This window comes from Bradyrhizobium sp. CER78 (assembly GCF_029846235.1).
Lineage (GTDB): Bacteria > Pseudomonadota > Alphaproteobacteria > Rhizobiales > Xanthobacteraceae > Bradyrhizobium.
In genome coordinates, this window is record NZ_JARVWP010000002.1 from 301,900 (window position 1) to 315,192 (window position 13,293).

Here is a 13,293-nt window from a genome sequence, read left to right on the forward strand (position 1 = left end):
TTCAGGAAGCACATGTTACGATTGGGAAGCGTGAACTACGACGTCCGGAGCAGGATCGCGATTCTGACCCTTGACGAGCCGGACAAGCTGAACGCACTGACGACCGGCATTCGCGCAGGCATCCTCGAAGGCCTGAAGCGGGCCGACAACGACGACCAGGTGTGCGTCAGCATCATCACCGGCGCCGGTGGCAAGGCGTTCTGCGCCGGCGCCGATATCGGCAATTTCGATTTCGATCCGGAGAAGGCCCGCGCCTTCTTCATCGACGCCATGGAGGTGTTGTCCGCCCCGGAGCGGGCGCTCAAGCCGGTGATATCGGCCGTCAACGGCATTGCCTATGGCGGCGGCTTCGAGCTTGCCATCGCGTCGGACTTCATCTTCGCAGCCGAAAGCGCCCGCTTCGCTGTCCCCGAGATCAAGCTGGGACTGCTGCCGGGCTTTGCCATCGTTCGGCTCAAGGACATCGTCGGGCGCGCGAAAGCCAAGGAGATGAGCATGCTCGGCGATCCCGTCAGCGCCGCCGAGGCATGCCGCCTCGGCATCGTTTCACGCGTGGTCCCCGACGACAGGCTTCTTGCCGACGCGCTGGCGTTCGCCGAACGCATCACCTCGCAGCCGCGCCTCGCGGTGCAGATGGCAAAGTCGTTCTACAACCGTGGCCTCGGCGGCGACGAGATGCGCCATGCGATCGATGGCTTTCCGTTCCTGCTGACACATGCCGACGCCCGCGAAGGCATCGGCGCGTTTCGCGAGAAGCGCGAACAGAAATTCGGCGAGCGGTAATTCCCCCTCGCCGTCATCGCAACCGACATCGCGTCGCGGATCGCCTGCCTGCGGGGCGCACCACACCACAATCCAACAGAAGAAAATGAGGGAGAACTCGTGAAACAGCATTTCCTGGCCCTGGCCATCCTCGCGGCGGCGACATCGACCGCCTCCGCGCAGATCTCCAACGACGTTGTCCGGATCGGCGTGCTGACCGATCTTTCGAGTTGGGGGCGCGACAACAGCGGTCCGGGATCGGTCGAGGCAGCCAAAATGGCCGTCGAGGAGTTCGGCCCGACCGTGCTGGGCAAGCCGATCGAGATCGTCAGCGCCGATCATCAGATGAAGACCGACGTCGGCCTGCAAATCGCGCGGGACTGGTTCGACAACGGCAAGGTCGACGCCGTCGCCGACATCCCGAACTCGGGGATCGCGATCGCCATCCACAACATGGTCAAGGAACGCAACAAGATCGCGTTGCTCTCGGGCCCGGGTGCAAGCTCGCTGACGGACGAACTGTGCAGCCCCAACACCGTTCACTTCGCCTACGATACCTATGCCCTCTCCAAGGTGACGGCCTCGGCGGTCATCAAGGAAGGCGGCAAGTCCTGGTTCTTTGTGACAGCCGACTACGCCTTCGGCCAGCAACTGGAGAAGGACGCCGTGCGCTTCATCAAGGAGCAGGACGGCAAGGTGCTCGGCAGCGTGCGGCATCCGACCAACACGGCCGATTTCTCCTCGTTCGTTTTGCAGGCGCAGAACTCCAAAGCGGATGTGGTGGCATTCGCCAACGCCGGCCAGGACACCGACAATGCGATCAAGCAATCCGGGGAATTCGGCCTGGTGCAGGGTGGCCAAAAGCTCGTCGGCCTCTTGATGTTCGATACCGACGTGCACGCGATCGGCCTGCAATCCGCGCAAGGCACCTACATGACGACGGCTTCCTACTGGAACATGGATGAAAAGACCCGCGCGTGGTCGAAGAAGTTCTTCGCCAGAACCAAGGTGATGCCGACGATGATCCACACCGGCGTCTATGGCTCGGTGCTGCACTATCTCAAGGCGATCCAGGCGGCTGGCACGGACGATCCGGCGAAGGTGATGGCGAAAATGCGCGAGCTGCCGATCGAAGACGCCTTCGTGCACGGCGGCAAGCTGCGCGAGGACGGCCGGGTCATCCGCGACATGTATCTCGCCCGGGTGAAGAAGCCGTCCGAGTCAAAGGAACCGTGGGACTACCTCGAGATCGTCAAGACCGTCAAAGGCGAGGACGCCTACCGGCCGGTCTCCGAGTCGAAATGCCAGCTCCTGAAGAAGTAAGCTGATCAGGTCAGGCACCTCAGCGAATGCGACGCGCCGATGCAGTCGGCGCGTTTCGCATGCGCTCCCCCTCGTTACCGGTCCACGCAGGTGCCGATGGTGAGCATCGCGGTCAGCTCACGCGCCGTCTGGGCGACCCTGAGTTGCCCCCGGCCGTTGACGTATCGCCAGGCGACATGCTCGATCGCGCCGAACAGAACGTCGCGCAGCAGCTTTGGATTGACGTCCGGCCTCACCTCCCCGGTCTTGACCGCGTCCTTGACGATTCGAATCAGAACCGAGGTATAGCGCCGGTTCATCTCCTGGATCGCCGAGCCTTCGTAGTCACTCGCGCCCCGCACCTCCGCAATGAACAGGCGGCAGAGGTCGGTGTCGGAGACGAAGACCTCGAGATGCCGCCTGATCAGCGCCTCGAGGCGATCGCGAAAGCGATCTTTCCTGAACACCTGCGTCTCGAGATCGATCAGGATCCGTTCATAGAACTTCTGCAACACGGCAAACAGCAGGCCCCGCTTGTTCCGGAAGTATCGATAAGCAAGCCCGTCGGAAATCTGCGCGATGCGCGCGATCTCGGCGATCGAGGTCCCCTCAAACCCCCTCTCGGCGAAGGCACGCTTGGCCGCATCGAGAATCGCGTCGTAACGATCCTGCATTCGCTCGGGACTTATCGCCGGCATGTCGCAACTCGGGAATGTTCCAGATCCATGACGACAAGTCGCATCGCGCTAAACTGAATATAATTCATTTTGGTTCTCGTCGATCGGCCCTCGGCAGTTGACACCACCCTAAACTGAATTACATTCATTATAAAGCGCGTTCAGCCCAAGATCGCGGCGTCCATAAAAACGGGAAGGAAGCCGGCGTATGACCACGTCCCAGGCCAGCTTGAGCGGCGACAATCGCGTGTCGATGTTTGCGCTCGACGAGCAGCAGCAAGCCATCCTCGATCAGGCCGACCGTTTTGCACGCAAAGAGCTGTATCCGCTTTCCGAGCGAATGGACCGCGAGGAATGGTGGCCGGACGAGGCATTCCGCACGATCGGCGACAACGGCTTTTTCGGCGCGACCATCCCCGAGGAATATGGCGGCGCCGGCATGGACCTTGTGGCGGCCGGCCTGGTGCTGCAGGGCTTCGCGCGCTGGAACCACGCGATGGCGCTGTCCTGGGTCGCGCACGACAATTTGTGCGCCAACAACATCTATCGCAACGGCAACGAACAGCAGCGCCGCAAATACCTGCCGGACCTGTGCAAGGGCCGGACAATCGGCGCGCTCGGCCTCACCGAACCGGGAGCCGGCTCCGACGCGCTGGGCTCGATGCGCACCACCGCGCGGCGCGACGGCGATCACTACGTCCTCAACGGCGGCAAGATCTTCATCACCAACGGACCGGTCGCCGACGTCATCCTGGTCTACGCCAAGACCGATCGCGCAAAGGGCGCCCACGGCATTTCCGCCTTCATCGTCGAAAAGGGCTTTCCCGGGTTCAAGGTCGCTCAGAAGCTGACCAAAATGGGCTATCGCGGCAGCCAGACCGCCGAGCTGGTGTTCGAAGACTGCCGGGTGCCCGTGGAGAATTTGGTCGGCGGCGAGAACCGCGGCGTGTCGATCGTGATGAGCGGGCTCGATCTGGAGCGCGCGATGGTCGCGCCGTTGTGTCTCGGTGTTTCGGAGCGCGCCTTGCAGCTCTCCATCGACTACGCGCAGACTCGCCAGCAATTCGGCAAGCCTATCGGCTCGTTCCAGATGGTCCAGTCCATGCTGGCGGAGATGTACGTTCAGGTCGAGACCATGCGGACCTTCACCTATCGCACGCTTGCGGAAGGCGCCCCGCTCGAAATCGGCGGTGGCGGACGCGGCGACATCCACATGCTGACGGCGGCCTCCGTGATGTACGCTGCGGAGGCATGCCACGCCGTCCTCGACAGGGCGGTCCAGATCCATGGCGGCAGCGGCTACATCTGGGAGTCGGAGATCAACCGGCTGTTTCGCTCGATCAAGCTGCTGGAAATCGGCGCCGGAACGACCGAGGTCCGGAAGATGATCATCGCGGGCGAACTGCTCAAGGACGCGGCTTCCCATGGCTGACGATCACACGACTGAGCGATCGGAAAGGCTCGGGCTCACGGACGATGAGCTTGCGCTGCATCGGACCGTGTTCGGCTCCGACGCCCTCAAGGATATGGTCATCGTGCTGTCCGGCGGCGCGGGTGGCATCGGGCGGGCAATCGCGTGGTTGTTCGCGCGGCTCGGCGCGCATCTCGTCGTGGTCGGCCGCGACCAGAGCAAATTGTTCGCGCTGACATCCAGTATGACGGCGAAGGGATTGCAGGCATCCGCAAGCGCCGTCGACATCAGGGATCCCGACGCCGTCGCGAGCCTGTTCGATACGGTCTGGCAGACGCATGGCCGCGTCGACGGCCTGATCAACAGCGCGGGCGGACAATTCCCGCAACCGGCCATCGATTTTTCGGTCAAGGGCTGGAATGCCGTCATCGATACCAATCTGAACGGCACCTGGTACATGATGCAGACCGCCGCCCGACACTGGCGCGACAACAAGCATCCCGGCAACATCGTCAACATTGTCGTCGTGACGACGCACGGCCTTTATGGCATCGCGCATTCGATCGCCGCCAGATCCGGGGTCATCGGCCTTTCGCGCAGCGTTGCCGTGGAATGGGCCCCACTGAACATCCGGGTGAATTGCGTCGCCCCCGGTGCGATCGAGACCGAAGGCTGGAGCGTCTATACGCCCGAGGCACGCGCGGCTTACCCGCGATCAAATCCGATGATGCGGGTGGGTTCGCCGTGGGATGTAGCCGAAGCCTGCGCCTATCTCGCAAGTCCCTCCGGAGCATTCGTGACCGGCGAGACATTGACTGTGGATGGCGGGGGCCAGCTCTGGGGAGAGACCTGGACCACCGGAAAGCCGGCCTATTTCACCGGGGAGGACCGGTAGATTTGTCGCGCGGCGCGAATTCAGGGAGCTCACGAATGGACTTTCAATATCTGCGTCAAGACCTCTTCGCCCCTCATCACTTTGTCAGCAAGGATTGAGCCGCCGTGACCAGTCACCTGATTCACCGTGTCAATGTTGGCGACCTCGTCACCCGAAGCGCGGCGCGCTTTCCGGAGCGAGAGATGATCTGCGACGGCGACCGGCGTTGGTCCTATCGCGACTTCGACGCCTGGACCAACCGCATCGCTCATGGGCTTGCCGCGCTCGGCCTCGTGAAGGGCGACGCGCTTGCGCTGATGTCGGGCAACCGCGCCGAATTCCTTGCCGTCTATTTCGCCTGCGCGCGGCTTGGCCTCGTCTGTGTCCCCGTCAACCTGCTCTGGCGACAGGGCGAACTTAGCCACGTCCTGAAGGATTCGCGCTCCCGCGCCGCCGTCGTCGAAGCCGGCCTGCTGAAGCAATTCTGCGCTGGTGTGGAAGATCCGGCACAGCTGCTCGGCGTCGTCGTGATCGACGGGCAGGCGGCGACCGCCCCCGACGGCATCGGTGACCTGCCGGTGCTCGCGTTCGACGCGCTCGCGGCCGGCCAGTCCTCGGACATTCCGGATATCGCGATCGAGGATCGCGCTCCCCTCTCCTATCTCTACACCAGCGGCACGACCTCCGCGCCGAAGGGCGTGATCGGCACCCATCTGGCGATCTACCTGGAATCACTGGGGACCGCGATCGACACCCGCATGACCGAGAACGATCGGCTGAGCGTGGTGCTTCCGCTCTTCCACACCGCCCAGCTCAACGCACTCTGCACGCCGGCCATCGCAGCCGGCGCCTCGATGGTGATCCAGCGCGGCTTCGACGCTACGGCTCTTCACGAAGCCATCGAGAATGAGCGCATCAGCGTGCTCTTTGCGCTGCCGATGATGATCCAGCAGCTCGTCGAACGCCAGCTCGCGCACCGACGCAATGTCTCGAGCCTGCGCCTGACGGTCTACGCGATGGCGCCGATGCCGGAAGCGGAACTCCGCCGCGCGATCGAGACCTTCGGCTGCAACTTCAGCCTCATGTTCGGGCAAACCGAGATGAGCCCGGTCTCGACATTCTTCAAGCCGGAGCACCAGCTCAGCCATCCCGGCGCGGTTGGCACGCCGGCCGTCAACGTGCAGGTCGCCATCATGGCCCCTGGCGGCGAGCTGCTTCCGACAGGCGCGACCGGCGAGATCGTCTATCGCAGTCCCCAGACCATGGCGGGCTACCTGCACAATCCCGAGGCGACCGCAGATGCCTTCCGCCATGGCTGGTTTCACTCAGGCGATGCCGGCCATTTCGACGATGACGGGATTCTCTGGTTCGAGGACCGCTTCAAGGATGTCATCAAGACGGGTGGCGAGAATGTCTCGTCGATCGAGGTCGAGCTCGCGGTCCGGGCCGCCCATCCCGACGTGCTTGAAGTCGCCGCGATCGGATTGCCGCACGAGCGTTGGGGCGAAGCGATCACCGCCGTCGTCCTCACCCAAGATGGCCGATCCATCGACGCGGACACGCTGCTGTCAGCCGTGCGCGAGCGGCTAAGCCCGTTCAAATGCCCGAAGGCCGTCATCCATGTTTCGGAGCTGCCCAAGACCGCCACCGGCAAAATCGAAAAAGCCAAGCTGAGGCGCACCTATGCAGCCTACTACCAGTAAGTCGTCGTCCGCCGCAGCCGCTGCAAGTCATCCGTGCGATGTTGACCAGCCAGTCGCGCACCGATGTCGATCCCGCCCGCACCGGCCTCCCCGCCCATCAAACTCGTTGTCGGACTGACAGGGCTACCTTACGGTCGTGACAATGAGGATTCCAGGTGCCAGCGTTAGCACGCCGAGCGACCGACAGGGCACCACGGTGTCACCTGGCGCGCACGTCGCTGCCTTCACCGATCCGGAAGCCTACGCTTTCGAGGCCATCAAACTCGCGGCTGGCGCCAATGTTCTCGGTTTTGGCAGTGCTGTCGGCAAGACATTCCAGGCGAGACTCACCCGCGTAGCCCTCTACCGGCTGAGTATTGGATTGGGCAAGGCCTCGGCGTCCGTTACTCTCACCTCGGGCGTCCCCAACGCGCATGTCTTCATGTTCGCGACCGAACCCTCTGCCGCTCGTCGCATCTCCGGCTGGACAGTCAGCCACCAGCATATTTTTCACCCGAGGACCAATGACCTCGCCTGCGCCATCTCGCCCCGCCAACCGGGGTCCGCCGCCGTCATCACCGTACCACTTGACCTGCTGGCCGCGTACGGTGCCGACGTCACTGGCCTTGATCCCAAAGTCCCGACACACGACGACCGGTTGTTTTTGGCTCCCGAGCTTCAGCGGACGCGGCTCGTTTCCCTGATGAACGATGTGGAGCGCCTTGCCAGAGAAGAGCCCTGGATCGTCCAGATGCCGGCACCGGCCAAGGCGCTGGCGGATACCATTATGGAGGCCTTGCTTGCCTGCCTGACCACGGGCCAGCGGAGCCGGGACCGAGCCGCTCCGGGCCGCCACCGCCAGATCGTCGCAAGCCTGGAGCGCGCGCTACGGGAGCGCCCAGAAGAAATGCTGTCACTTTCAGACCTCTGCTCCGAGGTCGGTGTTGCGCAGAGAACGCTGAACCTCGCCTGCGAAGAGTTCCTGGGTCAGAGCGCGATGCGATACGCGCGCGGGCGCCGCCTTGATCACACTCGCCAATGCCTGCTGATGTCCGATCCCACCGCAACCACGGTCACCGACGTTGCCATGCGGTACGGCTTTTGGGAGCTCGGTCGATTCGCGCAGGCCTATCGTCTTCGCTTTGGGGAACATCCGTCGAAAACCCTGCGGCGGAACGCGACGCTGGCCGAGCTTCGCCACGCTTCTCATCCTGTTCATGCCAGAATTGCATAGCGCGCGCCGCGCGCCACGTGCAGGACGGCGTCATCCCGCCGGGCGCTCCGACTGCCCGGGCCAACAGGAGGACAAGGGACATGACGCTTCGTATCAACGCCGAGGCCCCGAACTTCGCGGCCAACACCACGCATGGGCCGATCGATTTCCACAGCTGGATTGGCGATAGCTGGGCCATCCTGTTCTCGCATCCCAAGGACTTCACCCCGGTCTGCACGACCGAACTCGGCTACATGGCCGGGCTGAAACCGCAATTCGATGAAAGAAACACGAAGATCATCGGCCTCAGCGTCGATCCAGTCGAGAACCACGCGAAATGGTCACAGGACATCGAGGCAACGCAGGGCCACGCGGTTACCTACCCGATGATCGGCGATACCGACCTTAAGGTTGCGACCGCGTACGACATGTTGCCCGAGGGCGCGGGCACCACGTCCGAGGGTCGGACGGCCACCGACAACGCCACGGTTCGCTCGGTGTTCGTCATCGGCCCGGACAAGAAGATCAAGGCGATGCTGACCTATCCGATGACCACCGGCCGCAACTTCGACGAGGTGCTGCGGCTGCTGGACTCCTGCCAGCTGACCGCGAAGCACGCGGTGGCGACGCCGGTGAACTGGAAGCCCGGCGATGACGTCATCATTCCGCCCGCAGTATCCAACGAGCAGGCGGCAGCGAAGTACCCGAACGGCTGGAAGACGCTGACGCCGTATCTTCGCGTTGTCGCGCAGCCGGGCAAATAATAGTTCGATCTTGCGATCGTTCCGGCCGGCCGGATCAGCGTCCGGTCGGCCAGACCCGCGACCAAGGCAAGCGATGATCTTCAGGCTGCTCTTCGAGGCGGTGTCCTGCACCTACTCCTACCTCATCGCCAGCGCCGCGGCGGTGACCGACTGAAAAGGCCGCGAAGGCAGACGTCCCGGATGGCGCCCGATGCGAGCTTCGTCGTGAGCGGCGCGGCGATAGCGACCGGCTCTGTGCTCATGAACGGCGCTGAGCTCTTGAGAACGGTCACCCCCAAGCAGCTATCATCGTCGAGATCGACATGTCATGCAGAGAGGCCCGACAACGATGCCGGGCCCCTCGTTGTTTTGGGCGCTGAACTTTTTGACTTAGAAGTCCATGCCGCCCATGCCGCCGCCCGGAGGCATTGCGGGGCCGCCGGCGTTCTTCTTCGGCAGCTCGGCAACCATCGCTTCCGTGGTGATCAGGAGCGCGGCAACCGAAGCAGCGTTCTGGATCGCGGTGCGCACGACCTTGGTCGGGTCGATGATGCCCCTGGTGACCAGATTGCCGTATTCGCCAGTCTGGCCGTCGAAGCCGAACGCGTACTGGTCCTTCTCCAGGATCTTGCCGACGATCACCGAACCGTCCTCACCGGCGTTGATCGCGATCTGGCGCGCCGGAGCCGACAGCGCCTTGCGCACGATCTCGACGCCGGTCTTCTGGTCGTCGTTCTTGGTGCGCAGGCCCTTGAGGTGCTCGGAGGCACGAAGCAGAGCAACACCACCGCCCGGCAGGATGCCTTCCTCGACAGCCGCGCGGGTCGCATGCATCGCGTCATCAACGCGGTCCTTGCGCTCCTTCACCTCGACCTCGGTCGCGCCGCCGACGCGGATCACCGCGACGCCGCCTGCGAGCTTGGCGAGACGCTCCTGCAGCTTCTCACGGTCGTAGTCCGAGGTGGTTTCCTCGATCTGCGCCCTGATCTGGGCAACGCGGGCGTCGATGTCGGCCTTCTTGCCGGCGCCGCTGACGATCGTGGTGTTCTCCTTGTCGATCATCACCTTCTTGGCGCGGCCGAGCATCTGCAGCGTGACGTTCTCGAGCTTGATGCCGAGGTCTTCCGAGATGGCCTGGCCGCCGGTCAGGATCGCGATGTCCTGCAGCATGGCCTTGCGGCGATCGCCGAAGCCCGGAGCCTTGACGGCCGCGACCTTCAGGCCGCCACGCAGGCGGTTGACGACGAGGGTGGCGAGGGCTTCGCCTTCGACGTCTTCAGCGACGATGACCAGCGGCTTGCCGGTCTGCACCACGGCCTCGAGCAGCGGCAGCAGCTCGTTCAGGGAGGAGAGCTTCTTCTCGTTGATCAGGATGTAGGCATCGTCCATCTCAGCACGCATCTTGTCGGCGTTGGTGACGAAATAGGGCGAGATGTAGCCGCGGTCGAACTGCATGCCCTCGACGACGTCGAGCTCGGTCTCGAGCGACTTGGCTTCCTCGACCGTGATCACGCCCTCGTTGCCGACCTTCTTCATGGCGTCGGCGAGGAACTTGCCGATCTCGGCATCGCCGTTGGCCGAAATGGTGCCGACCTGGGCGATCTCCTCGTTCGAGGTGACCTTCTTCGAGTTCTTCTGGAGGTCCGCGACGACGGCTTCGACCGCGAGGTCGATACCGCGCTTCAGGTCCATCGGGTTCATGCCGGCCGCGACCGACTTGGCGCCCTCGCGGACGATGGCCGCCGCAAGCACGGTGGCGGTGGTCGTGCCATCGCCGGCCGCGTCAGCGGACCTGGACGCGACCTCGCGCACCATCTGTGCACCCATGTTCTCGAACTTGTCCTCGAGCTCGATCTCCTTGGCGACGGCAACGCCGTCCTTGGTGATGCGAGGAGCGCCGAAGCTCTTTTCGATCACGACGTTGCGGCCCTTCGGGCCTAGCGTCACTTTCACGGCATTGGAGAGAATGTCGACGCCACGCAGCATGCGGTCGCGGGCATCGACGCCGAATTTGAGTTCCTTGGCTGACATGTCAGTCTCCCTGAGTTGACCTCCGCTCCTCGTTCTGAGCCTTACGTCTCGAAGAACGAGATGAGGTCTGGGCCTCATCCTTCGAGATGCCGGCTGCGCCGGCTCCTCAAGGATGAGGGAGTTGTCGTACCGCTTAGGCGGCCTTCTCTCTGGAGGTGTTGGTGAGAACCCCCATGATGTCGCTCTCCTTCATGATCAACAGCTCCTGGCCGTCGATCTTGACTTCGGTGCCGGACCACTTGCCGAACAGAACGCGGTCGCCGAGCTGAAGCTCGATCGGGATCAGCTTGCCGCTCTCCTCGCGGCCACCGGGGCCGACGGCGATCACTTCGCCCTGCGAGGGCTTCTCCTTGGCAGCATCGGGAATGATGATGCCGCCGGCGCTCTTCTCTTCAGCCTCGATGCGCTTGACCACGACGCGGTCGTGAAGCGGACGGAATTTCATGCAGCTCTCCCTGGCTTTTGGGAATATTTTCTGGATCAGCAGTCGCAATGAGCGAGCGCTAACCGCTCTTCACTTATGCCCGCGGCATTTGGGAGCAAGAGCTTCAGCCCACGATATTCGACTGCAGTCTCAGGAAGGAATGCTTGCGGCGATCGCCCGCGAGTCAAGTAACGCGCTGCCAGCGGCGTATAAGTCCGCACCCAGCCCTTCTCTGACTCGCGGCTCGTGCCAAATGCCCGCTTCACGGCCCTTCACAGACGTGGGAATCAATCCCAATGACAGCTTTGCGCCAATGGCTGCCGGTGCTCCACGCCCCGCCCCTCTGCACGATCAACTGCGCTGCAATATCCCGCTAGCGAAAACGCGCTGGAATGCCGATCTCGAGCGGGATAAGCCAGCTCACGACTTCGGTCAGCGCCTCAATGTGAAATGAAGCGAGAGCAACGTCGTCAAACTACGCTGAACTGCGAGATAGCAGCCGGTAACACTACTACCCATCATCATTTAGGACGACATCACCGCGTTGATTTGCAAGCACAATGCGTCAAAGCTGGCAGTCAGATCCCGACAGTATATCCGTGCTAACGTTTTGACCTTGAATTCACAGGAATACTCATGCTGCTCGGAGCAATGGCTCCTTCGGCAAGTATCGGAGTCAATCGACTAGGTGGACGCGAGTTCTTGGCCGTAAGGGTCCCCGCCACACTCGCCCCTTTGCTTCCGATACCGTCAATGATCGGGAAAACCGTGGTTGGCTTGTGAGGTGATAGCTCGCACCGCTCACCGGACCACTCCGTCCTTGGACACCTCGGTCCGCTTTGCACCAACAGCTTCACCTCTATTCGATCGACGGAATGGTGCACAACCAGGCAACGAGCGCGTTAAGATTCTGCTCAATCATCTTGCTCACTGGAATCTGGGAAGTCTCATCGGTGTCCGGAAAGGCAAAGCCTGCGGGGTTGGCGCGATCCGGAAGCACGAGGCAGTTCCAGGCTTCTACTCATCGTCCAGAGCAAGCCTCGATTGCTGCGAACGTGAACGACAGTTGGATGTTTCCGCTTTTCGGAGTGCGTTTTGGGTGTCACCATGCTCGTGAAAGGACGGGAGAGCCACCATGCGCTGGTGTGTCTCGGTCGGGGCGGTGCTTGCTGCGGGGGCGATAGTCGGAGGTGACGTTGCTGGGATTGCCGCGCCGACCCCGAACTCTCGATTCGCCGACGCCAACCGCAGTGTACAGCCCGTCAATGTCGAGCTCGTTATCGCAGTCGACGTCTCCTATTCGATGGATATGGACGAACTTGCCATTCAGCGCGAGGGCTATGCGCATGCCATCGTCTCGAAAGACTTCCTTCAGGCGCTGAGGGCGATTCCTGGCAGCAAGGTGGCCGTGACCTATTTCGAGTGGTCGATGTCGGGCGACGAGAAGATCATCATTCCCTGGCGCGTGATCGACGGTCCGGAATCGGCGGATGCCGTGGCTGCCGAGATCATGAAAGCGCCGGTTCGTCGCGGTTCGAGTACCTCGATTTCCGGCGCGATTGATTTCGCGGTGCAGCTGTTCGAAGACAACCCCTATCGCGGGTTGCGGCGTGTCATCGATATTTCCGGCGATGGGCCGAACAACGACGGAGCCCCCGTAACCGGCGCCCGCGACGCTGCCCTGGAGAAACGCATCATTATCAACGGCCTCCCGATCATGGTGAAGGAGCCATCCCTCTCGACGACCGATATCGAGAATCTCGATCTCTACTACGAGGACTGCGTGATCGGAGGGCCGGGCGCCTTCGTCATGACGATCAAGGATCGCGAAAAATTCCAGGAAGCGATCCGGACCAAGCTTGTTCGCGAAGTTGCGGGCCTCGCGCCAGAGAGCGGGATCGTCCCAGCCGCCGAGAAAGAGCCTCGGGTGCCCTGTCTGATCGGCGAAAAAAAATCGCAGGAGCGCGGCCGGCGGTGAGTGTCGAGGCAATCATTCAGAGGCGCCGGACGAACAAACTTTAGACAACAGCATATTATGGTCGCCGCCCAACGGGCCGGGGCATTGGAGGCGCTAACGTCCGTTCGTGGCCCACACCGACGAATTCCCGCGCTCGTCCAAATGGCGGCTGTTAAGGGTCGACCGGGAGGGGTCGGCGTACGGTCAAAACGACGCG

General features: G+C 62.7%; 11 protein-coding genes. 8 read left to right on the forward strand and 3 right to left on the reverse strand.

Going from position 1 to position 13,293, the window contains the following annotated elements; translation table 11 throughout:
• The first annotated feature begins 30 nt into the window (after positions 1 to 30).
• A complete protein-coding gene (locus QDT69_RS04510; protein WP_279705433.1) occupies positions 31 to 783 on the forward strand; it encodes an enoyl-CoA hydratase/isomerase family protein in 753 nt (250 codons plus the stop codon).
• 99 nt (positions 784 to 882) lie between these two features.
• Positions 883 to 2,085, forward strand: a complete 1,203-nt coding sequence (locus tag QDT69_RS04515) for an ABC transporter substrate-binding protein (RefSeq protein WP_279705434.1) — start codon at positions 883 to 885, stop codon at positions 2,083 to 2,085.
• A gap of 74 nt (positions 2,086 to 2,159) precedes the next feature.
• Here QDT69_RS04515 and QDT69_RS04520 read toward each other — a convergent pair whose 3' ends face one another.
• The gene (locus tag QDT69_RS04520; protein WP_279705435.1) at positions 2,160 to 2,762 is read right to left on the reverse strand and encodes a TetR/AcrR family transcriptional regulator; all 603 of its coding nucleotides are present in this window, start codon (positions 2,760 to 2,762) and stop codon (positions 2,160 to 2,162) included.
• A 187-nt stretch (positions 2,763 to 2,949) separates the two neighbouring features.
• On the opposite strand from QDT69_RS04520, the gene QDT69_RS04525 reads away from it, so the two are divergent.
• From QDT69_RS04525 to QDT69_RS04545, 5 genes are all read left to right on the forward strand, one after another.
• Positions 2,950 to 4,173 (forward strand): acyl-CoA dehydrogenase family protein, encoded by a 1,224-nt coding sequence (locus QDT69_RS04525; protein ID WP_279705436.1) that lies wholly within the window; start codon positions 2,950 to 2,952, stop codon positions 4,171 to 4,173.
• Complete coding sequence (locus QDT69_RS04530) at positions 4,166 to 5,047, forward strand: SDR family oxidoreductase (protein WP_279705437.1); 882 nt, start codon at positions 4,166 to 4,168, stop codon at positions 5,045 to 5,047. The genes QDT69_RS04525 and QDT69_RS04530 overlap by 8 nt, the downstream gene beginning before the upstream one ends.
• Before the next feature lie 104 nt (positions 5,048 to 5,151).
• Complete coding sequence (locus QDT69_RS04535; RefSeq protein ID WP_279705438.1) at positions 5,152 to 6,729, forward strand: AMP-binding protein; 1,578 nt, start codon at positions 5,152 to 5,154, stop codon at positions 6,727 to 6,729.
• A gap of 196 nt (positions 6,730 to 6,925) precedes the next feature.
• The gene (locus tag QDT69_RS04540; protein ID WP_279705439.1) at positions 6,926 to 7,942 is read left to right on the forward strand and encodes a helix-turn-helix domain-containing protein; all 1,017 of its coding nucleotides are present in this window, start codon (positions 6,926 to 6,928) and stop codon (positions 7,940 to 7,942) included.
• Between the two features lie 80 nt (positions 7,943 to 8,022).
• Positions 8,023 to 8,685 carry a peroxiredoxin gene (locus QDT69_RS04545; RefSeq protein ID WP_050421200.1) on the forward strand — a complete coding sequence of 221 codons (663 nt, stop codon included), beginning with the start codon at positions 8,023 to 8,025 and terminating at the stop codon, positions 8,683 to 8,685.
• Positions 8,686 to 9,054: 369 nt separating this feature from the next.
• Here QDT69_RS04545 and groL read toward each other — a convergent pair whose 3' ends face one another.
• Positions 9,055 to 10,695 carry a chaperonin GroEL gene (gene groL, locus QDT69_RS04550; RefSeq protein WP_279705440.1) on the reverse strand — a complete coding sequence of 547 codons (1,641 nt, stop codon included), beginning with the start codon at positions 10,693 to 10,695 and terminating at the stop codon, positions 9,055 to 9,057.
• Positions 10,696 to 10,828: 133 nt separating this feature from the next.
• Positions 10,829 to 11,140: a co-chaperone GroES gene (locus tag QDT69_RS04555; RefSeq protein WP_279705441.1), complete on the reverse strand. Its 312-nt coding sequence runs from the start codon at positions 11,138 to 11,140 to the stop codon at positions 10,829 to 10,831.
• Between the two features lie 1,114 nt (positions 11,141 to 12,254).
• On the opposite strand from QDT69_RS04555, the gene QDT69_RS04560 reads away from it, so the two are divergent.
• Positions 12,255 to 13,097, forward strand: a complete 843-nt coding sequence (locus QDT69_RS04560) for a DUF1194 domain-containing protein (RefSeq protein WP_279705442.1) — start codon at positions 12,255 to 12,257, stop codon at positions 13,095 to 13,097.
• The last annotated feature ends 196 nt before the right edge of the window (positions 13,098 to 13,293 follow it).

Bases quoted from the DNA above. Each gene is read 5' to 3' on its own strand.
- QDT69_RS04560 (WP_279705442.1), top strand. From the start codon at position 12,255: ATGCGCTGGTGTGTCTCGGTCGGGGCGGTGCTTGCTGCGGGGGCGATA.
- QDT69_RS04555 (WP_279705441.1), bottom strand. From the start codon at position 11,140: ATGAAATTCCGTCCGCTTCACGACCGCGTCGTGGTCAAGCGCATCGAG.
- QDT69_RS04520 (WP_279705435.1), bottom strand. From the start codon at position 2,762: ATGCCGGCGATAAGTCCCGAGCGAATGCAGGATCGTTACGACGCGATT.
- groL (WP_279705440.1), bottom strand. From the start codon at position 10,695: ATGTCAGCCAAGGAACTCAAATTCGGCGTCGATGCCCGCGACCGCATG.
- QDT69_RS04525 (WP_279705436.1), top strand. From the start codon at position 2,950: ATGACCACGTCCCAGGCCAGCTTGAGCGGCGACAATCGCGTGTCGATG.
- QDT69_RS04530 (WP_279705437.1), top strand. From the start codon at position 4,166: ATGGCTGACGATCACACGACTGAGCGATCGGAAAGGCTCGGGCTCACG.
- QDT69_RS04545 (WP_050421200.1), top strand. From the start codon at position 8,023: ATGACGCTTCGTATCAACGCCGAGGCCCCGAACTTCGCGGCCAACACC.